23 protein-coding genes are annotated in these 25709 nt (G+C 60.5%); 10 read left to right on the top strand and 13 right to left on the bottom strand.

Translation table 11 applies throughout. From position 1 onward, the window contains the following. Positions 1-78: 78 nt before the first annotated feature. The 5 genes from JWU58_RS15190 to JWU58_RS15210 all read right to left on the bottom strand — a co-directional run bounded on the left by JWU58_RS15190 (position 79) and on the right by JWU58_RS15210 (position 3496). On the bottom strand, positions 79-585 hold the full coding sequence (locus JWU58_RS15190) for a hypothetical protein (RefSeq protein ID WP_125927468.1): 507 nt from the start codon (positions 583-585) through the stop codon (positions 79-81). Between the two features lie 95 nt (positions 586-680). Continuing rightward, positions 681-1610: a hypothetical protein gene (locus tag JWU58_RS15195; protein WP_206420446.1), complete on the bottom strand. Its 930-nt coding sequence runs from the start codon at positions 1608-1610 to the stop codon at positions 681-683. Between the two features lie 113 nt (positions 1611-1723). After that, a complete protein-coding gene (locus JWU58_RS15200; protein WP_223631558.1) occupies positions 1724-2149 on the bottom strand; it encodes a PAAR domain-containing protein in 426 nt (141 codons plus the stop codon). A gap of 283 nt (positions 2150-2432) precedes the next feature. Further along, positions 2433-2927, bottom strand: a complete 495-nt coding sequence (locus JWU58_RS15205) for an RES family NAD+ phosphorylase (protein WP_016774476.1) — start codon at positions 2925-2927, stop codon at positions 2433-2435. Then, on the bottom strand, positions 2924-3496 hold the full coding sequence (locus JWU58_RS15210; RefSeq protein WP_016774475.1) for an antitoxin Xre/MbcA/ParS toxin-binding domain-containing protein: 573 nt from the start codon (positions 3494-3496) through the stop codon (positions 2924-2926). The genes JWU58_RS15205 and JWU58_RS15210 overlap by 4 nt, the downstream gene beginning before the upstream one ends. 254 nt (positions 3497-3750) lie before the next feature. Between JWU58_RS15210 and JWU58_RS15215 the strand changes: the two genes are divergently transcribed. The 3 genes from JWU58_RS15215 (at position 3751) to JWU58_RS15225 (ending at position 6945) form a co-directional block, all read left to right on the top strand. Further along, the gene (locus tag JWU58_RS15215) at positions 3751-4614 is read left to right on the top strand and encodes a LysR family transcriptional regulator (protein WP_024012724.1); all 864 of its coding nucleotides are present in this window, start codon (positions 3751-3753) and stop codon (positions 4612-4614) included. Between the two features lie 112 nt (positions 4615-4726). Continuing rightward, positions 4727-5872, top strand: a complete 1146-nt coding sequence (locus tag JWU58_RS15220; protein ID WP_206420447.1) for a sterol desaturase/SRPBCC family protein — start codon at positions 4727-4729, stop codon at positions 5870-5872. Then, entirely contained in the window at positions 5869-6945 is a 1077-nt protein-coding gene (locus JWU58_RS15225) for an SMP-30/gluconolactonase/LRE family protein (RefSeq protein WP_206420448.1), read from the top strand. Before JWU58_RS15220 ends, JWU58_RS15225 begins: the two co-directional genes overlap by 4 nt. Before the next feature lie 109 nt (positions 6946-7054). Here JWU58_RS15225 and JWU58_RS15230 read toward each other — a convergent pair whose 3' ends face one another. Together JWU58_RS15230 and JWU58_RS15235 are read right to left on the bottom strand one after the other, a co-directional pair. Next, complete coding sequence (locus JWU58_RS15230) at positions 7055-7219, bottom strand: hypothetical protein (RefSeq protein ID WP_165368399.1); 165 nt, start codon at positions 7217-7219, stop codon at positions 7055-7057. 99 nt (positions 7220-7318) lie between these two features. Continuing rightward, positions 7319-7573: a DUF465 domain-containing protein gene (locus JWU58_RS15235; protein WP_016774470.1), complete on the bottom strand. Its 255-nt coding sequence runs from the start codon at positions 7571-7573 to the stop codon at positions 7319-7321. Between the two features lie 204 nt (positions 7574-7777). Between JWU58_RS15235 and JWU58_RS15240 the strand changes: the two genes are divergently transcribed. After that, positions 7778-8299: a DUF4142 domain-containing protein gene (locus tag JWU58_RS15240; protein WP_016774469.1), complete on the top strand. Its 522-nt coding sequence runs from the start codon at positions 7778-7780 to the stop codon at positions 8297-8299. 56 nt (positions 8300-8355) lie between these two features. Here the strand turns inward: JWU58_RS15240 and JWU58_RS15245 are convergent, their stop codons facing one another. Beyond that, on the bottom strand, positions 8356-8619 hold the full coding sequence (locus JWU58_RS15245; RefSeq protein ID WP_206422192.1) for a hypothetical protein: 264 nt from the start codon (positions 8617-8619) through the stop codon (positions 8356-8358). A gap of 260 nt (positions 8620-8879) precedes the next feature. Between JWU58_RS15245 and JWU58_RS15250 the strand changes: the two genes are divergently transcribed. The 6 genes from JWU58_RS15250 to JWU58_RS15275 are packed head-to-tail and all read left to right on the top strand — an operon-like array spanning position 8880 to position 14310. After that, positions 8880-9731: an STAS domain-containing protein gene (locus JWU58_RS15250; RefSeq protein WP_016774467.1), complete on the top strand. Its 852-nt coding sequence runs from the start codon at positions 8880-8882 to the stop codon at positions 9729-9731. A gap of 4 nt (positions 9732-9735) precedes the next feature. Further along, positions 9736-10098, top strand: a complete 363-nt coding sequence (locus JWU58_RS15255) for an STAS domain-containing protein (protein WP_016774466.1) — start codon at positions 9736-9738, stop codon at positions 10096-10098. After that, complete coding sequence (locus JWU58_RS15260; RefSeq protein ID WP_016774465.1) at positions 10095-10499, top strand: anti-sigma regulatory factor; 405 nt, start codon at positions 10095-10097, stop codon at positions 10497-10499. The genes JWU58_RS15255 and JWU58_RS15260 overlap by 4 nt, the downstream gene beginning before the upstream one ends. Further along, the gene (locus JWU58_RS15265; RefSeq protein WP_206422193.1) at positions 10496-11509 is read left to right on the top strand and encodes an ATP-binding protein; all 1014 of its coding nucleotides are present in this window, start codon (positions 10496-10498) and stop codon (positions 11507-11509) included. Before JWU58_RS15260 ends, JWU58_RS15265 begins: the two co-directional genes overlap by 4 nt. Beyond that, positions 11502-12377, top strand: coding sequence for a sensor histidine kinase (locus JWU58_RS15270; protein ID WP_016774463.1), 876 nt, complete (start codon positions 11502-11504; stop codon positions 12375-12377). The genes JWU58_RS15265 and JWU58_RS15270 overlap by 8 nt, the downstream gene beginning before the upstream one ends. Next, positions 12367-14310: a response regulator gene (locus JWU58_RS15275; protein WP_073474818.1), complete on the top strand. Its 1944-nt coding sequence runs from the start codon at positions 12367-12369 to the stop codon at positions 14308-14310. The genes JWU58_RS15270 and JWU58_RS15275 overlap by 11 nt, the downstream gene beginning before the upstream one ends. Before the next feature lie 123 nt (positions 14311-14433). Here JWU58_RS15275 and JWU58_RS15280 read toward each other — a convergent pair whose 3' ends face one another. The 5 genes from JWU58_RS15280 to JWU58_RS15300 all read right to left on the bottom strand — a co-directional run bounded on the left by JWU58_RS15280 (position 14434) and on the right by JWU58_RS15300 (position 25706). Further along, positions 14434-17067 carry an excinuclease ABC subunit UvrA gene (locus JWU58_RS15280; RefSeq protein ID WP_206420449.1) on the bottom strand — a complete coding sequence of 878 codons (2634 nt, stop codon included), beginning with the start codon at positions 17065-17067 and terminating at the stop codon, positions 14434-14436. Between the two features lie 38 nt (positions 17068-17105). Next, positions 17106-19217, bottom strand: a complete 2112-nt coding sequence (locus JWU58_RS15285) for a PAS domain-containing hybrid sensor histidine kinase/response regulator (RefSeq protein ID WP_206420450.1) — start codon at positions 19215-19217, stop codon at positions 17106-17108. A 135-nt stretch (positions 19218-19352) separates the two neighbouring features. Further along, positions 19353-20042 carry a GntR family transcriptional regulator gene (locus tag JWU58_RS15290; protein ID WP_206420451.1) on the bottom strand — a complete coding sequence of 230 codons (690 nt, stop codon included), beginning with the start codon at positions 20040-20042 and terminating at the stop codon, positions 19353-19355. Positions 20043-21216: 1174 nt separating this feature from the next. After that, the gene (locus tag JWU58_RS15295; protein ID WP_206420452.1) at positions 21217-24294 is read right to left on the bottom strand and encodes an error-prone DNA polymerase; all 3078 of its coding nucleotides are present in this window, start codon (positions 24292-24294) and stop codon (positions 21217-21219) included. Continuing rightward, positions 24291-25706 (bottom strand): Y-family DNA polymerase, encoded by a 1416-nt coding sequence (locus JWU58_RS15300; protein ID WP_123442653.1) that lies wholly within the window; start codon positions 25704-25706, stop codon positions 24291-24293. The genes JWU58_RS15295 and JWU58_RS15300 overlap by 4 nt, the downstream gene beginning before the upstream one ends. Between the last annotated feature and the right edge of the window lie 3 nt (positions 25707-25709).

Here is a 25709-nt window from a genome sequence, read left to right on the forward strand (position 1 = left end):
GAAGCTTCTTGGTAAAACACAAATCCCGCTTATTGGCGGGATTTGTCGTTTCAACCATTGAAGACATGGCAACGTGAGTTAACGCTTGGCTGAAGCCGTCCCATCAAGCTCTTTTTTTACCTGAAGGTATGCCGCCTCTTCATCACTTTTTTCGATCAGATTCGAAGCCATCGAGCGGGGCAAGAGTTTCTTTTCTGTCACGTCCCAATCGATCGTAACGACCACAGTCTTGTTTGCAAACGTGATGAAAAGCCAATAGGAATCCACCGGCCTGTCAGGCTCGGCAAATGAACTATAGGCATACCGTATCTGGCGGTGCAGGTCCGGCGTATTCAGAATGAGGTCTTCGGTGTCCAACCTCGGAAACTGTCGCCCGACAGCGAATAACGCTTCTGTCAAGAGAACATCATTCTCAATATGTCGCAAACTTTCAGGCCTATTGCGCAGCATGGTCACTGGGCTCTCTTCAGGCGGAGTACCCATGAGACGCGGGCGATACATACCTGAACTGAACCACCGGCTGGCGTCGAAACGGTTTTCTTCCGGACTCCACGGGCCGTAATACATCATTACTTTGGCTGGCATCTGGGCTTCCTTGGCGTAAATAAATAGTCCTGCAAAGCTGACAGCAATCAACAAGACACATAAGACGTGACGTTTGCCTATAAGCTTCAGGAGCGTCATAGCGGTTTATAGGCAAGCAGGTGTTTGGGTACGCCGTCCGGTGTATCACCTGATCGAACGTCACGATGTGCGCCTAAGGCATCCAGCGGAAATCCAATCTTCCGTTCATACAATGCTCGGCTGTCATCGTGCGCCAGCAAATTGCGCTCTTCTTCAGAGACTGTTGGCGTTGGCGCCTGCGGCGCCTGTTCATCAGGTAGTTGCGCCGTTGGGTCTTTGAGGGTCTTGCGATGTTCGATCAGCTTTCGTTCATAAGCGGTTTTTCGACTCAAATAATTCCGCATAGCTCGCCCATCAGCTGCTTCTCTTTCACGAATGCCCGGCACAGATCCCCGTTCCGCAGCAGTACCATAAGTTGTGTCGTAGTTGCTGCGTCTTGGAAATGCCCACACGGTGGTCCGGGTCGCATTAGCAAGAATCTGCGCCAGGCTGCGCTCGTAATGAGGATCTTCTGTTTCATTGACCTTGAAGTCGGCATCGATACCCAAACCTGTGCGACAAGCGTAGGAGTGAATTTTCGCACCATAGGCAAACGCTTCGGGTTTGAACATATTCGCCTGTGCATCACGCAGACGGTAGCTATCGTTTTTATCCAGCTCGTAGCCCAACTCGATACTGCCCACCACACCATGGGAAAAAAAGTCGAGCTGTTTGATCTCGCGCCCGCGGCGTTGCCGAGCTGCGATGAAATCCACAAGACCGGATATCGAGTCCATCTCTCGGTACTGGGCCCCGTGCTGATTTTCGACAACGTCCTTCAAAGCCGTCAGCAAGTTCTCCGGATAGTCATTTTTGAAAATCAGAAATACACGCTGGATCGTGAAGTTTGGAGTGCCGGTTGGATACTTTGTGAGTTGGCGGATACCCTGATTGATAAAGCGCATCTTGTTGCCCTTCTGGCCACGAACCTTTTCATAAAGGGACATGTAAGACGCACCCACAACCGTTACGTAATCCTGTGCCAGCGTACCTTTCACTTGGGTCGTTGTATGTTGATCGCTTGTTCGAGCTTGATTCTTTTTGGGGGCTGCCACCTCCCTTAGTAATCTAGGCCGAGCGCGTCGAGATGGGCGGCGGCTTCCTTACCCCACTGCACAACTATCGAAGTCGGGTTGGCCGTAAACACTCGCGCGGCGTTACCATGACTGTCGGTATGGCCTACGAGACGCTGACCGTCACCCGTTTCGATGCAATAAAGCATGTCGGGAATAGCTCCGCCGGTGGTCTCATCAACCAGTTGGAAGCGCTCGCTGTGTTTAGGAACAGTGATAATCGGGGAGAAAGGTGCGGAACCGACCTGGGTGCCGACAAAAACGTCGCCAGAGCCCGTGATTATCATGCCTCCGTGGGCCGTCGCACTGCCCAAGAAAGCAATAGGCTTGCCATTGATCAAAATATTGCTGATGCCTTCGGTGACAGTGTCTCCGCACGCTGGTGTCTCCGACACGCAAAACTGGCATTCCATTGATGTTTACATCACCGGAACCGCTGTTACCGGGATTGGTGCCATGGCCTGTGATCGGGCATGCATTAAGATCGCTGAGTCGAGCGGCAGGCTTTGCCATCTTTAACTTCCTTGTAGTAAGCGTGGGCGCGAAATGTACCGGATCTTTATATTGGTTGAAAGCCTGAATCCAGACGTAGAATGCGAGCCGCCGCGAATGTAGCTGGCAGCGACTCATCGGCCCTTGATCGCTCCCGGAACCTGGAAATTGTCGTGTCGGATTCGCAGGCCCACACAAATACGATCAACCCTCCTGCAACAACCGCGTGTCCAGCCCAAACCGCTCTTGCGAAACCATCCTGAACTGACCCTCCGCCAGATCGCAACTCACCAGCAAATTCCACGAGTGTCGGGTGGCCACCGACGGCACCAGAACAAATGGATGTTCAGCCAACAGTGCATCGGCGAACTTTCGCTGGTTGGGTGAGGTTTTGATCGGGGTGAGCCAATGCGGATTGGGCACATCTTCCGGTTGCACGATTCTGACGCTGGCGTCGTGGGTGATTTCAAAACAGGTCAACACATAGGGTTCCTGATCAAGCGCATCGAAGCTGCCATGGGCGGCCACCTCCAGTATCGCCGTGGAGGGGTCGACCGACGCATAAACGACTCTGCGGCCGGGCGTATTCCAGCGGCCGCCGTCCCGTTTCGATCCAAGGCCGCTGTCCCAGGTCTCGCTGTACACCTCGCGATCCAGCCGCCAGGCGTACCAGCGATCATCCCAGGGCAAGGGGTTCATTGATAAACCCCGTATTTGATCTGGTTCAGATACTCCTCCACCATCCTGAAGCCCAGCGCATGTCCCACCAGATCGAGCGGCACATAACCGTAGAAGTAAGTAGCGCGTTGCTCCAGCCATGATTCGGCCTTGGCCTGACGCCCGAATACTTCGATGGCCAGTTCCAGCGCAGCGGCATATTGGTAGGCGATCACGCTCTGCGGCGTGTCCAGGCGCACCGACGCGCCTTCCTTGAGCAGGCGTCGCACGGTTCTCACAGATTTGCCGGTGATACGTTTGACCATCTCTCCCTGTTGGTACAGCTCGGAGGTTGCGATCATGTTCACTACATCAAGCAGCTCAAATCCTTCGCTTGTGCAGCGCAGGATGAGCATCGGATCGTCGCCGGTATCCTGCCCACGCAACAGCAACTCCAGAGGTTTGCCCTCGAGCTTCTTCAAGCCCGTGAGCCGGGGCACTTTGGCGCTCGGCATGGCAACGTCCTCCGAGGGACACCTGGCGCGATCGTCGCGCCAGTAATGGCGAGGCGAGTAAGCAGGCGTATGGCTTTCAATCAGTGGGATTCGCATAGTCCATCCTTTGTCCGGGTCCAGAGCGATCTGTGCGCTCGATGACTTCAATGTCAGGACTGATCCTATAGACCCGGCGTCCGACGACCAACCTGAAAAAGTCGTCAGAAATATCCCCAAATCTGATCAAAACGCTCCTGTTTCCGTAGGACTCAAACGCAATTTTCAGCGGTTCAATCCGTTGTTGCTTTCAGGTTGGGGAGAGAGCCTTTTGACTTACAATGCGCTCCACCTCCAGACACCGGCCCTGCCCCATGGACATCGACCTCGCTCGCACTTTCCTCGAAATCGTCCGTCACGGCAGTCTCGCCGCCGCTGCGCAGAAGCTGTTCGTCACGCAGACCGCCATCACCGCGCGGGTGCAGAAACTCGAAAGCCAGTTGGGCAGTACGCTGTTCGTGCGCAATCGCGCCGGGGCGAAGTTGACGGCCAATGGCGAAGCGTTCGTGATCTACGCCAATCAACTGGTGCAGACCTGGGAAGCCGCGCGCCGCGACTTGCCGCTGCCCGAGGGTTATCACAACGTTCTGCACATCGGTGGCGAGGTCAGCCTGTGCAACCCGTTGATGCTCAGTTGGGCGGCGGAACTGCGCGAGAAAATCCCCGGCCACGCACTGCGCATGGAAATTCGCGATGGCGAAAATCTGCTGCGTCAGCTCGAACTCGGTGTGCTCGATGCCGCGCTGGTTTATCAGCCGGAATACTGGCCGGGTCTGCAGGTCGAGCAAGTGCTGGAGGAAAAACTGATTCTGGTGCGCGCGCCCGAGCGTCCGGAGCCTTACGTCTACATCGACTGGGGCCCGGATTTCCGCCGCCAGCACGACGCCGCCCTGCCGGAAAAAGCCAAAGCCGCGCTGAGCTTCAACCTTGGCCCGCTGGCCCTGCAATACATCCTCGAACATGGCGGCAGCGGCTATTTCCGCACTCGGGTTGTGCGCACTTACCTGGAGACCGGCGCCCTGGAAGCCGTCACCAAAGCGCCGGAATTCGGCTATCCGACCTATCTGGTGTATTCCCGTGATCGCGACTCGGCAGTGCTGCAACAGGCCTTCGATCTGTTGCGCGAAGTGATCCGCACCGATGACGACTGGTCGCAGCGCTGGAATCCGTTGAGCTGACGGACAGCCTCAGTCCAGAGCATGGCGCTTAAGGCCGCAAGGTTCGTCCTGCACAAGTCAGCGGATCGGCTAATCTGCCGGGTATAACAACAATACCCGCAGGTGAAACGCGTTGAGGCAGACCACCGAGGCATTTCGCAGCCGCTACCGGGCGGCCATTCATCCTTTGTACAACCCGTGGCTGCATGGCGCGTTCGTGCTGCTGTTCGGGATTTTCGCCGTCGCTGCGTTCTGGCGCACGGTGCATTCAGTGAACTGGCTGGAGTGGCTGACGGTGCCGCTGAGCCTGTTGTTGTTCAACTTCGGCGTATACATGGTCCATCGCCATCTGGGCCATCACAAAAAAGCCTTCGCAAAGATGTTCTACGCGCGGCATGCCGGCGACCATCACAGTTTTTTCACCCCCGGGCACATGACCTACGACAGCGCGCGGGACTGGCGGGTGATCCTGTTTCCAGCCTGGCTGATCGTCATTCATACGCTGGTGATCACGCTGCCCCTGTGGTGGCTGCTCGCGCAGGTCAACGCCAATGTCGCCGGGCTTTTCGCCGGGTGCATGGTGCTCGGTTATCTGCTGTATGAGGTGTTCCATGCCTGTGAGCATCTGCCGCCGCAGAATCCGTTGACTCGTTTGCCGTGGATCCGCCAGATGCGCCGTCTGCACGAACTGCATCACCGCCGCGAGCGCATGCAGGAGCGCAATTTCAACATCGTTCTGCCCTTGATGGACTACCTGTTCGGCACGCTGTACCGCGAGCCGGAACCCGCCCCTTTGAGTAATTCGCAAATGCCCATGACGCGCATGCAGCACCAGATCGATATCGCCGGCGAGCCGGTCGCTGTGCTGGCCTATGCCGCCAGCGTCAGTCACTGGCCGGACTGGCATCCCTCCTCATTGAAGATTGACGGTCCGCACGGTCCACTCCATGCCGGTGCGCGTTTCGAAGAGGATATCCATGCCGGCGGACGTGCCGGTCACTTGCGCTGGGAAGTCACTGAATACCTGCCGGGCCGGCGCTGGTGCGCACGCGCGCAAAGTGATCAGGGCCTGTCCCTGCGTTTGACTTACGAGTGCTCGGCGGAGGCTGGTGGCACGCGATTCGTGCGTACGCTGGAATATCGCTTTGACGGTTTGCTCATGCGTCTGGCCAATCGCCTGTTGCTCAAGCGGCGCATCGAGCGCGAGTCTGCCGCGTCCATGCTTGCCCTGCGCGACACGACCGCGCAGTACATCGGCGCGGCGAGGGCCAGCGCGTGAAATTACATTATCTGCTGTGCCTGTTGATCGTTCTGGTCATCGCCTTCTTGTTGTTGCTGCCGACCAAGGTCGAACCGGTAGCATGGACACCATCACCGGCGCCCTCGTTGAAAGACGGCATCTTCGCGGACAACCAGCGCCTCAAAGCTGTGGCGAAGGTCGGGCCGAGCGACATCGAAGGGCCTGAGGCGCTGCTGCTGGAAGACGAATTCCTCATTACCGGATTGCATGACGGCCGGCTGATCCGCAGCAGCCTCGACGGCGCGCAGCGCAAGGTCCTCGCCGACACCGGTGGCCGTCCACTGGGCCTGGCCCGTCATCCGAACGGCATGCTGGTGATTGCCGATGCGGTCAAAGGCTTGCTGTCGCTGGATGCACAGGGCCGCGTGATCCCGTTGACCACCGAGGCCAACGGCGTGCCATTTGGATTTACCGATGATGTGGCGGTCGACAAGTCAGGCCACTACGCCTACTTCAGCGATGCCTCGAGCCGCTGGGGCTATGGCCATGACGGTGAGGCAATCATCGAGCACGGCGCCGACGGACGTTTGCTGCGCTACGACTTTCAAACCGGCAAGACCAGCGTCTTGCTCGACAAGTTGCAGTTCGCCAACGGCGTCACCCTTGGCCCCGACGAGGCCTATGTGCTGGTCAATGAAACCGGTGCTTATCGCATCAGCCGCTACTGGCTGAGCGGGCCGAAGGCCGGTACCCATGATGTGTTCATCGACAACTTGCCGGGGCTTCCGGACAACCTCTCGTTCAATGGCAGCAATCGCTTTTGGGTAGCGTTGTACGCGCCGCGCAACGCATTACTCGACGGCACCGCGCAGCACCCGTTCGTGCGCAAGATGATCGTGCGGGCGTTGACGGTTTTGCCCAAGCCTGTCGAAAAGCGTGGGTTTGTGCTGGGACTGGATCTGGACGGCAAGGTGATTGCCAATCTGCAGGACGCGAGCGATGGCAATTATTCGCCGATTACCACGGTGCGCGAATATGGGCAGTGGTTGTATTTCGGCTCGTTGAAGGCGAGGCATATGGGGCGGATGGGGTTGGATGCGGCGCTGAAGTGAGCCTGCGGGATTTGCGGGGGAATGGACTTGCGTCTTCGCGAGCAGGCTCGCTCCCACAGGGGAAACGAATTCCAAATGTGGGAGCGAGCCTGCTCGCGAAGGCGGCCTGTCAGTTGCTGGACCGGTCGAACTTCTCCGGATCTTCATCCTCCGGCAGTTCTTTCACGGTTTTTTCCGGATGCGCTGTGGTATGCGCCGGGCTGTTGGGTTCAGGGCGGGTCGGAATCGGGTCGAAGCCGCCCTGCTCTTCACTGGGGAATTTCGGATCGTTCATGAGGCACCTCGCAACGAGTCGATGGTTTGCAGACTCTGCACATTGGAGGTGCCGTGGGTGGTCGCCGTTCCCTTTGGATGGCGACCACGGGTCAGGTAATTACTGACCGGTCAGCGGCTGCCCGGCCAGCCGGGCGACGATCTGCTCCTTGACGATGACCCGCTTCTCTTTGAGCTTCTTCAATTCGTCATCACTGGGGGCGTCTGACTGGGCGTTCTCGGCCTCGACCACTTCAGCATCCACCTCGAAATACTTGTTGAGCAGCGAATCCAGCTTCGCATCCTCGGAGCGTTTTTGCTCGATCTCTTCCTTTTTGCAGCCCAGGTCCTGATACAGATCATGTGAAACCGGCATGAAACACCTCCATCAAATTGATCGACAACCAGCGCGACCGATGCGCTGACTCGTTATCAGCATGGCCTTGCGCAATGGCTTCTGTCGACACCCTGTCAGACCAGCGGTTGCCGTTCGTCGCCCTGTCGTAAATGCGATAAAACCTTTGGCTTCTGCTTTCGCTCCATTGGATAACGCTCACAAAAACCTGCGTGGAGATACCCAATGGACGGATTCAACCTGCGTCATCTCGCTCTGGCTGTTGCACTGTCTGCCGGCATGGGCAGCGCCTTTGCCGCGACCGACAATGACTTTGTCGATAACGCCGCCGCCGGTGGCATCGCTGAAATCGAAACCAGCCGCCTGGCTCTGGAAAAAAGCCAGTCAGCTGACATCAAAGCCTTTGCCAATCAGATGATCACCGATCACAGCAAAGCCAACGATGAGCTGGCAGCAATTGCCAAGGCCAACGACATCGAAGTCCCGGACACCACCACCCTGGTCAAACAGGCCAAGGAAAAGATTCTCGACATGCGCGATGAATCCTTCGATGCGGCCTACGCCAACAACCAGGTCAAGGCTCACGAAGAAACCATCGAGCTGTTCAAGAAGCAGGCAAACACCGTGACCGATGACAAGGCCAAAGGCGCCACTGAACTGAAAGCGTTCGCGCAGAAGATGCTGCCAGCGCTGGAAAAACACCTGGCCCACGCCAAAGAGCTGCAAGCCAAACATCCGAGCAAGTAACCGCCCGGCAATAAAAAGGCCGCATCCTTCGATGCGGCCTTTTTGCGTTTCAGCGATCAACCGCCATCGGTGTCGATATCGGCGTCGGTGCTCTCGCCCGGTTCAGGACGGTCCGGGTCAGGCTTGAAACCGGGGCTGAAGTCGTTGCTGTTGTCACTGTGATGCTGCTTCTGATCGACCTCGGCAGCCGCGCTGTCCGCCTGTCCTTCTTCAGCCGGCGCAGGGGTATTTTGTCCCGGTGTCTGCGGGTCGATGGCCGGGTCGTTGCGGTTAATTGACTCTGAGGGCTGATTTTGCTGTTGCGGCGCTTGCTCGTTCATATCCACCTCATTCATAGTCCTGCCTCCTTCTTCCAGCACGACTGGAAAACGTCGGGCATGCAGATTCGAAGCCTGACGCCGCAGATTCGTTCAAAACATCGTTGCCTGTTGCCACGCCGACTAGAGTTACCGGGGCGTTCGACGCGGCAGGCAGAAAAATTCGCTGCTTAATGAACAACTATTTCAAGCGGCAAATGTCAGTCAATTCGCGCCGGTCATTTCGCTGAGCCGGCACCATTACGTAACGGAGCGACACGCACATGGCAGCACTGCAGAACAGCACAGTTGAAGCAATCAGGAACAACCAGGCTCAACTGCTGAGCGAATGGACCAAACGCCTCGAAGCCAGCGGCGCCACGCGCAATCTCAAGGAACACGACCTCGCGCAGCAAACCCGCGACTTGCTCTCCCTGCTGCTGGCCGGTCTGGAAAACGGCAACGGCAGCAAGATTGCCGCCGCAGGCTGGGAAGACACCCGTCAGTTTCTTGAAAAGCTGTCGCAGAGCCGCGCCCTGCTCGGCCAGGATTCCCAGCAAACCGCCAACTTCATCTTCGCCCTGAAGGGCCCGTTGTTCGCCCTGCTGCAAAACCATTATCAGGACCAGCCGGCACTGCTCGCCGAGCAACTGCTGGAAGTTTCCGAACTGCTTGATACGGTCGGCATGCACACCATCGGCACCTTCCAGAAATCCCGCGAAGCGGTGATCAAGCGTCAGCAGGAAGAGTTGCTGGAACTGTCGACTCCGGTGGTCAAGCTGTGGGACGGCGTTCTCGCCCTGCCAATGATCGGCACACTCGATTCGCAACGCACCCAGGTAGTCATGGAATCGCTGCTGCAACGCATCGTCGACACCGGTTCCGAGATCGCCATCATCGACATCACCGGCGTGCCGACCGTCGACACCCTGGTTGCCCAGCACCTGTTGAAAACCGTGACCGCAATTCGCCTGATGGGCGCTGATTGCATCATCAGTGGCGTGCGTCCGCAGATCGCCCAAACCATCGTTCACCTGGGTCTGGATCTGCAAGGCGTTGTGACCAAGGCCAACCTGGCCGACGCCTTGAAACTGGCCCTGACTCGCCTGGGCATCAGCCTCGGCAAAGCGGTCTGAGCCGATGGAACGTATTCCGATTCTTCAAATGGGCGATTTGCTGCTGGTGACCATTCAGGTCGACATGCACGACCAGCTCGCCATGACCCTGCAGGACGATCTGTCCGAGCGCATCAGCCGGACCTCGGCCCGTGGCGTGCTGATCGACATCTCGGCGCTGGACATGGTCGACTCGTTCATCGGACGAATGATCGGCACCATCTCGGGGTTGTCGAAAATCATGGACGCCGAAACCGTGCTGGTCGGCATGCAGCCGGCCGTGGCGATCACGCTCGTTGAGCTGGGCATGACCTTGCCGGGCGTCAGCACCGCCCTCAACGTCGAACGCGGAATGAAACTGCTACAGGATCGAGTACGCCTGCAATGACCGTACGCAGCAGTGGTACTCAACCCATCCTGATCGAACAGGACGTGGTACTGGCCCGCCAGACCACGCGCAAGCTCGCCACCGAATGCGGCATGCGCCTGATCGACCTGACCAAACTGGTCACCGCCGTCAGCGAGCTGGCGCGCAACACCATGGTCTATGGCGGCGGCGGCGACATGGATTGGCAGATCCTCGAGGAAAACGGCCGGGTCGGTTTGCGCATCACGTTCCGCGACGAAGGCCCGGGCATCCCCGACATCAAACTGGCGATGACCGACGGCTGGACTTCCGGCAGCGGACTAGGCCTCGGCCTGACCGGCGCCAAACGTCTGGTCAATGAATTCGAACTCGACACTGAGCCCGGCAAAGGCACGCGCATTACGATCACACGATGGACATGAATATCACCGGGTCGTTGACCCAGGTTCTGCCGATCGAGGACAGCAGCCAGATCGGCCACGCCCGGCGCACCGCGCAGAAACTCGCCGAGCAGCATGGCTTCGACGAAAACGATGCCGGCCGCGTGGCACTGGTCGCGACGGAACTTGCAAGCAACGTGCTCAAGCATGCCCAGCGCGGCGAGTTTCATCTGCGTGTGCTGACTCGTCCGGATAACGGTTTCGGCATCGAAATGCAGACCGTGGATCGGGCCCAGGGCTTTGACCTGGATGCCTGTCTGGCGGATGGCTTTTCCACTGGCGGCACACAAGGCATCGGCCTCGGCGCCGTATCGCGGCAGACCAATGTCTTCGATGTCTACGCCGATCACCGTGGCGCGGTGTTGCTGGCGCGGATTTTTCCGCGCAACGATCGTCAGGCCGATATCCGCTTCGGCGTCAGCCAGCATTCGCTGCATGCCGATCCGGCCTGCGGTGATGTCTGGCATCTGGCGTATGAAGGTTCGCGGCTCAGCGCGCTGGTGGTCGATGGCCTCGGCCATGGCGAGGACGCCGAACGTGCCGGCCTGGCCGGGGCGCAGGCATTCGCCCGGGCACCGTTTGCCGATCCAGTGGTATTGATGGAAGACCTGCATCAGGAAATGCTCGGCACCCGTGGCGGCGCCGTCGCTTTCGCGCAGTTCGACAGCCAGCGCGATGGTCTGACGTTCGCCGGTGTCGGTAACATTGGCGCCAGTCTGCTCGAGGCTGGCAAATCCCGTGGCCTGGCCTCGCACCCCGGCATCGTTGGCGGCCAGTACCGTAAAGCCAAACCCTTTGACTATGCTCACGTGAACGGACATTTATTGATCATGTACAGCGACGGCTTACAGTCCCGTTGGAATCTCAAAGACTACCCCGGCCTGGTGCATCGCCATCCGTCCGTGATAGCCAGCGTCCTGCACCGCGACTTCTGTCGTGGTCGCGATGACGTGACGGTACTGGTCGTTGCTCTGGAGGTCGCCCATGGCTGAATCGACTACCTTGAGCCATGCCGAACAGGCGGCGCTCATCGCTCAGTTGCAGCGCGAAACCACTGCCCTGCGCGAAGAACTCGATGAAACCAACCAGGGTGTTCTGGCGCTATACGCCGAGCTCGACAATCAGGCCGAAGAACTGCGTCAGGCATCGGATCTCAAGAGCCGCTTCCTGTCGTACATGAGCCACGAATTTCGTACGCCATTGGGCTCGATCCTGAGCATCAACAGTCTGCTCGCTGACGAACTGGACGGCCCGCTCAGCCCTGAACAGCACAAGCAGGTAGCCTTCGTCAGCACCGCTGCCCGCGAGCTCAGCGACATGGTTGATGACCTGCTCGATCTGGCGAAGATCGAAGCCGGGCGAATCAGCATCTCGCCGGCCTGGTTCGACATGTTCGACCTGTTTTCGGCCCTGCGCGGGATGTTCCGGCCAATCGTCGATGCTTCGGCGGTGGATCTGATCTTCGAAGAGCCGCTGGGCCTGCCGCGCCTGTATACCGATGACAAGAAGCTCGGGCAGATCCTGCGCAACTTCATTTCCAACTCGCTGAAATTCACCACCCGTGGCGAAGTGCGCGTGTCGGCGCGACTGGAAGGTGAAGACAAGGTGCGCTTTGCCGTCAGCGACACTGGCATCGGCATCGCGGCCGAGTTGCATGACACGCTGTTCGAAGACTTCTCCCAAGTCGATTCGCCATTGCAGAAACGTCTGCGCGGCACCGGTCTGGGTCTGTCACTATGCAAGCGTTTTGCCGCCCTGCTCGGCGGTGAAGTCGGGGTAGACAGTACGCCGGGCGTGGGCTCGACGTTCTTTGTCATCATCCCGCTGGCAATCGCTCTGGAGAACGTCGATGAATCGTGACATCCGCCTGTTGATTGTCGATGACAACGTCGCCACCCGTTACGCCCTGCGTCGGCGCCTGGAACGCCACGGCTACACGGTGCTCGAAGCCGGCACCGGCAGCGACGGCCTGGCCCTGATCGAGAGCGAAGCCCTCGATGCGTTGATCCTCGACGTCAACCTGCCGGACATGAGCGGTTTCGACATCGTCCGCCTGTTGCGCGCCGACCCGCGCACCGCGCTGCTGCCGGTGATTCATGTGTCAGCGGCGTCGATCCAGACCGGCGACATCATCACCGGCCTCAACGCGGGCGCCGATGCCTATCTTATTCACCCGGTCGACCCCGATGTGCTCTTGGCGACGCTGCGTACCCTGCTGCGGGTGCGCGACACGGAAAATGCTCTGCGCGAAAGCGAGGCGCGTTTCCGCGAGATCTTCGCTAACGTCTCGGCGCCGATCGCCGTGCTCGATGCCAATCTGAAAGTGCATGAATGCAATCACGCCTTTGCCCAGCTGATCGTCGATAACCGCGATCCGCAGGCGCTGCGTGAATGCTTCGCCGAAGATCAATGCTCGATCCTCGATGAACTGCGTCTGCGTCTGGTCGACGGCGAGCGCTGGAAAGGCACGCTGAACATGCGCGTGCAGGGCGAGATTCGCGAGACCCAATGGCAGATTTCGCCGTATCGCACGCCAGAGCTCAGCCTGGTGTTCGTCGAGGACGTCACCGAACACCGCCACCGCGAGCGCTCGCATCTGGCGCGGCTGGATGACACCACCACGCAGCTGGCCAAGGAAGTCGCCGAGCGCGTGCACGCCGAAGCGCAATTGCTGCAAGTGCAGAAAATGGATGCGCTGGGCAAGCTCACCGGCGGTATCGCTCACGACTTCAACAACCTGCTCACCGGGATCATCACCAGTCTGGAACTGATCCAGAAACGCGTGGCCGATGAGCGTCTGGACAAGGTGCAGTTCTATACCGAAGCGGCGCTGAACTCAGCGATGAGCGCGGCCTCGCTGACCCATCGTCTGCTGGCATTTGCCCGTCAGCAGCCACTGGATACACGGCCGGTGGACATCAACGAGCATGTCCGCTCGCTGGAAGAATTGCTGGTGCGCACCATCGGTGAGCGCATCACCCTCAAGCTGGAATTGACCAACAAACCGGCGATTGCGCTGGTCGACCCGGTGCAGCTGGAAAGCGCGGTGCTCAACCTGGTGATCAACGCCCGCGATGCCCTGCCCTCCGGCGGCAATATCTGGGTCAATACTTACGCCGCTTATTCCCACGGCGATCCGAATCTGGCCGATGGCGCGTACGTGGCATTGTCGGTACGCGACGACGGCACCGGCATCGAACACAACGTGATCGACAAGGTGTTCGAGCCGTTCTTCACTACCAAGCCGCTGGGCCAGGGCACCGGGCTCGGTCTGTCGACGATTTACGGCTTTGCCCGTCAGTCCGGCGGTGACGCGCACATTCGCAGCGTCGCCCGGCGTGGCACCGAAGTGACCATCATGCTGCCGGGCACCAACGACCCGACCGGGGCCGACGCGCCTGTGCCGGTGCCTGATGCCAAAGGCAGTGGCGAGCATGTGCTGATCGTCGAGGACATGGCCACGGTGCGCTTGTTCGTCACCGAAGTGCTGGAAGATGCCGGCTATCGCTGCACGCAAGCGGCGGATATCGAATCGGCGCTGGAGCGCTTGCAGAACGACCCGTCGATCGACCTGCTGTTGACCGACGTCGGCTTGCCGCGCATGAGCGGCCGTGAACTGGCGGATGTTGCCCGTGGCTGGCACGAGGGGCTGCCGATCCTGTTCATGACCGGCTACGCCGAAACCGCCCTCAACCGCCAGGTCTTCCTCGGCACCGGCATGGACATGCTGGTCAAACCGTTCCAGATCAGCGAACTGCTCGACAAGGTCCGCCGCACGCTGGATGGCGCCTGAACTGGCGTCATCGCTGGCAAGCCAGCTCCCACAGGGGGCATCAGTGTGCGCACACTTTCGGCAACAACTTGAATTCCTGTGGGAGCTGGCTTGCCAGCGATGGCGGCCAGCAAGGCGCTGCAGTTATCGGCTCAAAGCCCGAGCCAGAAACGGCGCAGTCTTGCTTTTCTTGCTCGCGGCGACTTTCTGTGGTGTGCCGGCGGCGACAATCCTGCCGCCCTGATCGCCGGCTCCTGGGCCGATGTCGATCACCCAGTCGCTCTGCGCGACGACACGCATTTCGTGTTCGACCACAATCACCGTGTGCCCCGCCGTCACCAGCGTATCCAGCTGCTCGAGCAGTCGATCGACATCTCGCGGATGCAATCCAGTAGTCGGTTCATCCAACACATACAAGGTCGCGCCACGCTGGTTGCGCTGCAATTCGGTTGCCAGTTTGATCCGCTGCGCCTCACCGCCGGAGAGCTCCGTGGCCGGTTGCCCCAGACGCAGATAACCCAGACCAATATCGCGCAGCACTTCCAGCGAACGACGAATCCCTGCCTGCTCGGCAAACACGGACACCGCCTCATCGACAGTCAGTTGCAGCACCTGAGCGATGCTCAAGCCTTGCCAAAGAACCGCCAGCGTCTGCGGGTTATATCGCGCTCCGTGGCAAGTTGGGCACGGCGCATACACGCTGGGCATGAACAGCAATTCCACACTGACGAACCCCTCACCCTCGCAAGTAGCGCAACGGCCCTTGGCGACGTTGAAGGAAAACTGCCCGGCGTCATAGCCCGCCGCTTGTGCCTCAGGTGTCGCGGCGAACAGCTTGCGCACGTTGTCGAACAGCCCGGTGTAGGTCGCCAGATTGGAGCGCGGCGTGCGTCCGATGGGTTTCTGATCAACCTGCACCAGGCGTTTGATCGACTCCAGGCCGGCGCTGATCTGCCCGGTGCTGGGCGGCGGCGTGTCATCTTCCAGACTCGGTTCTTCCGACTCGGCCTCGGCCACTGGACGGCCCAACTGCGCGCCGACCAATTCCAGCAAGGCCTGACTGACCAGACTCGATTTGCCAGAACCCGATACGCCGGTCACCGAGGTGAAACAGCCCAAGGGGAATTCGGCGCTGAGATTATTCAGGTTATTGCGCGTCACGCCGTCGAGCTTCAGCCAGCCGCTCGGCTTGCGCGCGGCGCGTTCAGGGCGCTGGTTTTCCGCGAACAGATAGGCGCGGGTCTGCGAATCTGCAATATCAGCAAGTCCCGCAGGCGGACCGCTGTACAGCACGCGCCCGCCCTTTTCGCCCGCCGCCGGGCCGACGTCAATCAGCCAGTCGGCACGGCGCATGGTTTCGACATCGTGTTCGACCACAAACAGCGTGTTGCCGTCAGCCTTCAAGCGCTGCAACGCCTCGAACAGCGCCTCGCCATCCGCCGGATGCAGACCGGCAGACGGTTCGTCCAGGACATAAATCACTCCGAACAGCTGCGAACCCAATTGCGTGGCCAGGCGCAAGCGCTGCAACTCGCCCGACGACAACGTCGGTGTACTGCGTTCCAGCGCCAGATACCCCAGGCCGAGATCGGTCAGGGTGCTGACCCGCTCCAGCAAATCCTCAGCAATGCGTTGCGCCGCCAAGCGTTTTTCCAGCGACAGGTTCGGCGTGTGGCGCACGTCCGGTGCGCTGGCATGACCACTCGCGCCATGGGCGACACGCTGCTGACGCGCCTCGCGGGTTTGCGCATGGCTGAGGGTGTCGCCGCTCTCCTCGGCCTGTTCCAGATAATTCGCCGCTGCCACCGGTCTCAGCACTTCGGCCACTTGCAGCAACGGCATCTGCGACAGCTCACCAATGTCGTAGCCGGCAAAGGTCACCGAAAGAGCCTCGCGCTTGAGCCGCTTGCCCTCGCACAATGGGCAAGGGCTGCCGCGCATGAACTGCGAAACACGCTTCTTCATCAGCGCACTTTGCGAGTGAGTGAAGGTGTGCAGGATGTAGCGCCGGGCGCCGGTGAAGGTGCCCTGATAACTCGGTTCCATTTTGCGTTTGAGCGCGACGCGGGTTTCTTCCGGGGTCAGCCCGGCGTACACCGGCACCGTCGGCGTCTCTTCAGTAAAGAGAATCCAGTCGCGCTGTTTTTTCGGCAGTTTTTTCCACGGAATGTCGACATCGATGCCCATGGTCACGAGGATGTCGCGCAGGTTCTGCCCTTGCCAGGCCAAGGGCCAAGACGCCACGGCGCGCTGGCGGATGGTCAGGTTCGGGTCCGGCACCATCAGCGCTTCGGTCACTTCATAGACGCGACCAAGTCCATGACACTCCGGACAGGCGCCCTGCGGCGTGTTCGGTGAAAAATCCTCGGCATACAGCATTGGCTGCCCCGGCGGGTAACTTCCGGCGCGGGAATAGAGCATGCGGATCAGGCTCGACAACGTCGTCACGCTGCCCACCGACGAACGCGCGCTCGGCGTGCCGCGCTGCTGTTGCAAAGCGACGGCGGGCGGCAGTCCTTCGATGGAATCGACATCCGGCACGCCGACCTGATCGATCAGCCGCCGCGCGTACGGCGCCACCGATTCGAAATACCGCCGCTGGGCCTCGGCATACAGCGTGGAGAACGCCAGCGACGACTTGCCCGAACCGGAGACGCCGGTGAACACCACCAGCGCATCGCGCGGAATATCGACGTCGACATTCTTCAGGTTATGTTCGCGGGCGCCGCGCACGCGAACCATGCCGGCGGGTGCTTTGGAATTGCGCTTGGAAGTCATCGGCCTGCCTTGATTGAAAAACTGGGCAGCGCTCGGCATCAGGTGCCGAGCACCTCGCAAATCATCTGCAGTAAAGCTTGCGGGCTGTAGGGTTTGCCGAGCAGATGGGTATCGGGGCTGAGTTGGTGGTCGCGGGAAATGATGTCGCGGGTATGCCCGGAAGTGAACAGCACCGGCACCGGCGGTGTCTGCACCTTGGCCCACGCGGCCAGATCCGAACTCTTGATCAGGCCGGGCATGACCACGTCGGTAAAGATCAGATCGACCTCGATGCCTTCCAGCAACATCTGCATGGCCACATCGCCATTGCACGCGGTCATCACCCGATAACCTTCCTCGCGCAGCAACTCCACCGCCGAAGCGCGCACCGCGTCATTGTCTTCCACCACCAGAATGGTTTCGTGGCCACCGCTCTTGCGTTCGCCAACACTGGCGGTCTCTTCGCGAACCGGACGCAGACTGCGCGGGAAATACAACTGCACCCGCGTGCCTTCGCCGAGCTTGCTGTCGATCTCGACGTGACCGCCACTCTGTTTGACGAAGCCGAAGACCATGCTCAAACCGAGCCCGGTGCCCTGGCCGTCGGCCTTGGTGGTGAAGAACGGTTCGAAGACCTGTTCCAGCATCTGTGGAGCAATGCCCACGCCGGTGTCGGTGACCGCCACGCGCACATACTCACCGGACGCGATGCCCTTGCCGGCGCAGTATTCGCTGTCCAGGCAGACATTGGCGGCACTGAGGCCGATGACGCCCTCGCCCTTCATCGCGTCGCGGGCGTTGATGGCCAGATTGAGAATCGCGTTTTCCAACTGGTTACGGTCGACGTTGATATGCCACGGCTGCGGCGGCAACTGCACGTCGATCTGAATGGTTTCGCCCAAGGCGCGTTGCAGCAACTCGCCAACGCCTTCGAAAATCTGTTCTGGGTTGCACACGGCCGGTGACAGCGGTTGCCGGCGGGCAAATGCGAGCAATTGCGAAGACAGTTTGGCCCCGCGCTCGACCGCCGCCAGCGAAGCCCCGACCCGGCGCTGCACGTTGGCATTGTTGGGCTCATGCCGAGCGAGCAGATGCAGATTGCCGGCAATCACTTGCAGCAGGTTGTTGAAGTCATGGGCCACGCCACCGGTCAGGCCGCCGATGGCTTCGAGTTTCTGCGACTGGCGAAGCTGTTCCTCAGCCGCGAGCCGCGCATTCACCTCGGCGGCCACGCGCTGTTCGAGGTTGCGGGTGAATTTAAGCAGCGACTCTTCAGCATTCTTGCGCTCATGGATATCGATCAGCACACCGGGGAAGCGAAACGGCCTTCCGTCTTCATCGAACTCGCAGGCACCACTGGCCAGCACCCACAGATATTGGCCATCGCCGCGCTGTACACGGTACTCGGCGTTGTAGGGCTCGCCAGTGCGCACACAATGGGCGACCCGCTCCTGGACCCATGGGTGGTCGTCGGGATGAATGCGCGATTCGGCGATCTCTTGTTGCAGATCGCTCAAGTCCTGATCCGGCGGATAGGAAAAGGTGCGGGCGAAACGTTCGTCAGCGGAGAAGCGATTGTTCTTGATGTCCCAGACAAACGAGCCAAGCAGTGCGCCGGCATTCAGCGCCAGACGCACGCGCTCGTTGTCGGCGCGATAGGCATCTTCGGCCGCCTGGCGCAGGCGCTCGGAATGCACCAGCTCGGTGGTTTCGACCACCATCGCCATGACTCCGCCGGGCACGCCTTCGTCGTTGGCCACCGGGCTGTAATACAAATCCATCCAGACGTCTTCGGGCACGCCGTCGCGCAGCAATACCAGCTCTTTGTTGCGATAGGACAAGGTGCCACCGGCCAGGCAGGTGTCAACGACGTGGCGGTTGAATTCGGCGACTTCCGGCCAGCCCAGCTCAACCGGGACGCCAAGCAGATAGGGGTGGCGGCCGCCGGCGAATTCGGAATAAGCGTCGTTGTAGATCATGTAGCCGGCGTGGCCCCACAGCATCACCATCGGCAGCGGCGAAGCCAGCATCAGTTGCACGGTGTTGCACAGGCTGGCCGGCCATTCGGCGAGCGCGCCAAGTTCGGTGTGGCTCCAGTCGAACGCACGGATGCGCTCGGCCATTTCGCCTTTCCAGCCTTCACAGCCGTGGCTTTCGGATAAAAACTGCATCGCCTGACTCAGTGTCCTTTTTTGCGGTTTTCCGATCTATCGCAACGCTACAACGACGCGACGCCCGTGTGTTTCGAGGCTGTGAAAACGCATTGGTTTCATCGCAGGTATAGCCGATTTACGACGCAGAGCCATTCAGACGCCAATCAAGTGCTTGAGTGGGTGATAGCCGTTTTTCATTTTCGCCGCGACGTCGAGGATCGCCTTCTCGATTCCGTTGAGGTGCGTACAGGTCAGTTCGATCGCGGCGCTCTGATCGCCGGCTTCGATGTACTCGAGCAAACGCAGGTGTTCATCGTCGCGGCAGGCTTGATGACTGTCATCATCGAGCGCGGCGGCATATAGCGAGGCCCGCGAGATCAGCTTCTGGAACCAGTCGAGCAGTACCGGATTGTTCAGGCTGCGCGCCAGTTTGAGGTGGAACTCGCCGAGCAGATGGATCAGTCGTTCATGGTCGCCGGCAGCATGCGCGGCATCTTCCAGTAACAAGTGCTCACGCAGATCCTGCATGGCAACGCTGTCTTTGCGCCGGCACAGTTCGGTGACGATGCCGATCTCGATCAGCCGCCGGGTTTCGAACAACGAACGCAGCTCTGCGTCACTGGGCAGCGACACCGAAGCGCCTTTGTTGGGCTCGGTGGTGACCAGACCATCGGCTTCCAACTGCTTGAGCGCAGCACGCACCGAGGTGCGACTGACATTGAACAGCTCGGCCAGCGAGGCCTCGCCCAGCTTCATGCCCGGGCGCAACGAACGCTTGCTGATCGCCGCATAAACCCCTTGGTAGACGCGATCGACCGTGGTTTCCAGCTTCTTTTCGCTCATTCGAACACTCCTTTGGCGTCGGGCAATTCATCCTGGCAGTGGCTCGCCATGGAGTTGATCGGGTTCCCGTACCAGTGTGAAGCGCAGAATATCTGCCTTCGGCCCAAAGGTGCAGCCTTTTGATTTATCTCGATTTTGAATAGACAGCCAAAACCTGTGGAAGCGAGCCTGCTCGCGAAGTCGCTGGCACAGTCAACATCGTCATTGCCTGACACTGCGCTTTCGCGAGCAGGCTCGCTCCCACACTGATACGGGGCAGATCGACCATCTTCATCGCAACCAAAACCCCTGTGGGAGCGAGCTTGCTCGCGAAGGCGGCGGCACAGTCAACATCGTCATCGCCTGACACTGCGATTTCGCGAGCAAGCTCGCTCCCACACTGATCCGGGGCCGATCAACCATCTTCATCGCAACCAAAACCTCTGTGGGAGCGAGCTTGCTCGCGAAGGCGGAGGTACATTCAACATCGTCATCGTCTGACACTGCGCTTTCGCGAGCGAGCTCGCTTCCACACTGATACGGGGCAGATCGACCATCTTCATCGCAACCAAAATCCCTGTGGGAGCGAGCTTGCTCGCGAAGGCGGCGGCACATTCAACATCGTCATTGCCTGACACTGCGCTTTCGCGAGCAAGCTCGCTCCCACACTGATCCGGGCCCGATCAACCATCTTCATCGCAACCAAAACCCCTGTGGGAGCGAGCTTGCTCGCGAAGGCGGTGGCACATCCAACATCGTCATCGCCTGACAGTCCGCTTTCGCGAGAAAGCTCGCTCCCACACTGATCCGGGGCCGATCAACCATCTTCATCGCAACCAAAACCCCTGTGGGAGCGAGTTTGCTCGCGAAGGCGGCGGCACAGTCAACATCGTCATCGCCTGACAGTCCGCTTTCGCGAGCAAGCTCGCTCCCACACTGATACGGGGCAGATCGACCATCTTCATCGCAACCAAAATCCCTGCTCGCGAAGGCGGCGGCACAGTCAACATCGTCATCGCCTGAGACTGCGCTTTCGCGAGCAAGCTCGCTCCCACAATGATCCCGGGGCCGATCAACCATCTTCATCGCAACCAAAATCTCTGTGGGAGCGAGGCTGCTCGCGAAGGCGGCGGCACAGTCAATATCGTCATCGCCTGACACTGCGCTTTCGCGAGCAGGCTCGCTGCCACAAAGGTCAGTGGAAATCGCGGCTCTGCACGTGAATGCCATTGAGCAGCGGGCTCAGGTCGCTCATGCGCCCGGCGATCAGGTGGCGCACATCGCCTTCGCGTTCCCAGCGGCCGTCGACCTTGAGCAATTGCGACCCCACCAGCACTTGGCGCTGACGCTCGGCCAGGTCACGCCAGACCACCACGTTGACGTTGCCGAACTCGTCTTCCAGGGTCACGAACGTCACGCCGCTGGCCGTACCGGGGCGCTGTCGGCCGGTGACCAGCCCGGCCACGCTGACCGGCCGGCCATGTTCGATATCCATCAATTCGCGCGAGCTGCGGCAGCGCCGGGCCTGCAACTCGCCACGCAACAATGCCAACGGGTGCGGCCCCAGCGTCGTCCCCACCGTGGCGTAATCAGCATGCAAGTCTTCGCCAACGCTGGGTTTGGGCAGGACGATTTTGACTTCTTCCTCGTTGGGCAGGCCGGCGAACAGGCCGAGTTGTTTCTGCACCCCGGCCACTTCCCAACGCGCACGATGACGATGCCCGGCCAGACCGCGCAAGGCGCCGGAGTCCGCCAGCAAGGCCTGCGCACGACTGTCGAGGGCGGCGCGCTCGCCCAAATCGGCAACATCGGCAAACGCCCCGTGGCGGCGCGCGGCTTCGATGCGCCGGGCATCTTCTTCGCGAAACCCCTTGATCATGCGCAGGCCCATGCGAATCGCCGGTTGCCCGGCACTCAGCGGCTCGAGGCTGCAATCCCAGTCACTGGCGCGCACGTCCACCGGACGGATCTGCAATTGGTGCCGCCGCGCGTCCTGCAGAATCTGGTCCGGGCTGTAAAAGCCCATCGGCCAACTGTTGATCAGTGCACAGGCGAAGGCCGCTGGCTCGTGACACTTGAGCCAGCAACTGGCGTAGGTCAGCAAGGCGAAACTGGCGGCGTGGGATTCGGGGAAGCCGTAACTGCCGAAGCCTTTGATCTGCTCGAAGATCTGCGCAGCGAATTCCGGTGTGTAGCCGTTCTTTTTCATGCCGGCGGCGAGGCGTTCCTTGTGCGGCTCCAGTCCGCCATGGCGTTTCCAAGCTGCCATCGAGCGGCGCAACTGATCGGCCTCGCCGGGGCTATAGTCGGCAGCGACGATGGCGATCTGCATGACCTGTTCCTGGAACAACGGCACGCCCAGGGTTCTTTTGAGTACGACTTCGAGCGCCGGCGATGGATAGGTTTCCGCCTCTTCGTTATTACGTCGGCGCAGATACGGATGAACCATGCCGCCCTGAATCGGCCCGGGCCGGACGATCGCCACTTCAATCACCAGATCGTAGAAGGTCTTAGGCTTCAGGCGCGGCAGCATCGACATCTGCGCCCGCGACTCGATCTGAAATACACCGACGGTATCGGCGCGGCTGATCATTGCGTAGGTCGGTTTGTCTTCGGCGGGGATCGTCGCAAGGGTCAGGTCCAGATCGCGATGCCGGCGCAGCAGGTCGAAGCAGCGGCGAATCGCACTGAGCATGCCCAAGGCGAGGATATCCACCTTGAGCAGGCCGACCGCATCGAGGTCGTCCTTGTCCCACTGAATGATGGTGCGGTCGGCCATTGCCGCGTTTTCGACCGGCACCAAGGTGTCCAGCGGCTGCTCGGAAATCACGAAACCACCGGGATGCTGCGACAGATGCCGGGGGAAGCCGATCAGTTGCCCGGTCAGGCTCAGTACCCGGCGCAGCACCGGACTATCCGGGTCGAAGCCGCCTTCACGCAAACGTTCCAGCGGCGGCGTCTCATCGCTCCAGCGCCCGCAGCAGTCGGCCAGCGCGTTGATCTGATCCGGCGGCAGGCCGAGGGCCTTGGCCACATCGCGCACGGCACCGGTGGCGTGATAGGTGCTGACCACCGCCGTCAACGCCGCACGTCGCCGGCCGTAACGGTTGAACACGTATTGCAGGACTTCTTCGCGGCGCTCGTGCTCGAAATCGACATCGATGTCCGGCGGCTCGTTGCGCTCTTTGGACATGAAACGTTCGAACAATAGCGTGGTGCGCTCCGGGTCGATTTCGGTGATGCCCAAGGCATAACACACCGCCGAGTTGGCTGCCGAACCACGGCCCTGACAGAGGATTTTCTGTGTGCGGGCAAAGCGCACCACGTCGTGCACGGTGAGGAAATAGCTTTCGTAGCCGAGCTCGGCGATCAATTGCAGCTCGTCATCGATCTGCTTGAGCACCTTGGCCTGAGGCCCTTTCGGCCAGCGCCAGGCAATGCCCTCCTCGGTCAGATGGCGCAACCAGGAACTGGCACTGTGGCCCTCGGGCACCAGCTCTTTCGGGTACTGATAGCGCAGCTCGCTCAGATCGAAAGTGCAGCGTCTGGCCAGTTTTAGCGACGCTTCGAGCAAGTCCGGCGGATACAGGGCGCGCAGCTCATCGAGGCAACGCAAATGCCGCTCGCCATTGGGGTGCAGGCGCAGACCCGCTTCGGCCACGGGGACGTGATGACGGATCGCGGTCATGGTGTCCTGCAAGGCACGGCGCCCCCGGGCGTGCATGTGCACATCGCCGCTGGCCACGGCTGGAATCTGCAACTCAGCCGCCAGAGCCAACAATGCCGATAGTCGCTGCTGATCGTTCTGCCCGCGATGCAGTTGCACCGTGAGCCACAGGCGGTCGCCGAAGGTTTGTTTCAGCCAGCGCCCTTCTTCCCGGTCATCCACTGAATCCGGCACCCACAACACCAGCAAACCCGGCAGCGCTTCGGCGAAGTCTTCGCGCAGCACCTGATACTGGCCTTTCTGCGTACGCCGCCGGGCCTGGGTAATCAAGCCGCACAAGGCCTGATAACCGGCAAGGTTTTCCACCAGCAGCACCAGTTTCGGGCCGTTGTCGATGCGGATCTCGCTGCCGATGATCAACGGCAACTCAACGGACTTCGCCGCTTGCCACGCACGAACGATGCCGGCCAGGGTACATTCGTCGGTGATCGCCAGCGCCTGATAGCCGTGCTTTTTCGCCCGCTGAAACAGTTCCAGCGCGCTTGAGGCTCCGCGCTGGAAACTGAAGTTCGACAGGCAATGCAGTTCGGCGTAATCGGCACTCATGCGAACCAGCCTTGCAGCCACAGCGGACCGCCCTCACCCACCGCCCGCCAGGCCCAACCCTGCTGACCGGCGCGGTTCTGGATCAGGTAATAATCACGCCGCACGTCGCCACCGTCCCACCAACCGGATTCGATGCGCTCCGGCCCCATGAGAATCCGCGCCGAACCTTCCGGCACGCTTTGCGGTTCGTTGAGCAACCAGCCCGGACGCTGGACGCTGGGCAACCCCGTGCAAAGGTGTTTATCGGCAGCGTTCTGCCACGCGCACTCAGGGCGATGATCGGCCTGAAAGCGCAGCCCCTGCACCGCGTCATCACCCAGCCGTGCGCGCAGACGTTCGCGCAATTGCTCCCAGGGCAAGGTCTGCTGCGGGCGGTCGTCGAACAGCTCCTGATACTGCGGAACGAAACTCGGCAGGTCTTCGGCGCGCAAGCGAAAACCACGCACCGGTGCCTCCACCTGGACTTGTTCCAGCCGGCCACGGGCCAGTTCGAAGAGCATCGCCGCGTCACGCTCGGCGCTGAGCAGGCCGACCTTGATCACTGTGTCCGGCAGCCCGGCGTGTTCCAGAAGCAAATCGAAGCGCTGCACACCGCTGTCGCGCCCGCAGAGGAACGCCGACAAATCGCCGGTCAAGCGCCGTAACGGGAACAGCAAGGCTTGATGGGATTGCACGTCGAAATTCAGTTCGATGCGGATATCGAAACGGTCGGGCGGCAGATAGAACGCCAGCGCCAGAGGGCGTGCGCCGAACAGCGTGTCGAGGTGCTTGAGCATCTGCGCTTCGAAACGCCGGGCCAGTGCCTGGCGTGGCAGGCTTTGCACCTGACTGAGATTGCGCAGGCCCATGCGCGACAACGCCGTGGCGACATTCGGCTCCAGCCCGACGCGGTCGACCGGCAATTGCCCGAGATGATGCTGCAAGGCCTCGCCGTCCGGCACCACCAAGCCATCGTAGGCATTGGCCAGCACTCGCGCAGCCACCGGGTTCGGCGCGGCGACGATGCGATGACGAAAGCCCAGGTCTTTCAACTCCTGGCGCAGGCGAGCTTCAAATTGCGGCCAGGTGCCGAACAGGCCCAGGCTCGATTCGATCTCGAACACCACGGTACGCGGATAATGCACGCTGACCTGCGCGCTGAAACGATAGGCCCATGCGGCGAGAAACTGCTGCCAGTGCTCGACCTCGGCCACCTCGTAATCGGCGGTGGCAAAGCCTTTGCTCATGGCTTGCGCGGCGGTCATCGACATGCCGGGGCGCAGGCCGAGTTTGCGTGCCGCCGGATTTACCGCTTGCAGCACCCGCCGCTGGGCTGGGCCGCTGAGCAGGACCAGCGGCTCTTCAGGGTCGGGCCGCTGACGCAGTACGGCGTCAAGGGCCAATTGCGGAAACAGGATACATACCCAGCGCATGAC

The organism is Pseudomonas atacamensis, assembly GCF_017167965.1.
Classification (GTDB): Bacteria; Pseudomonadota; Gammaproteobacteria; order Pseudomonadales; family Pseudomonadaceae; genus Aquipseudomonas; species Aquipseudomonas atacamensis.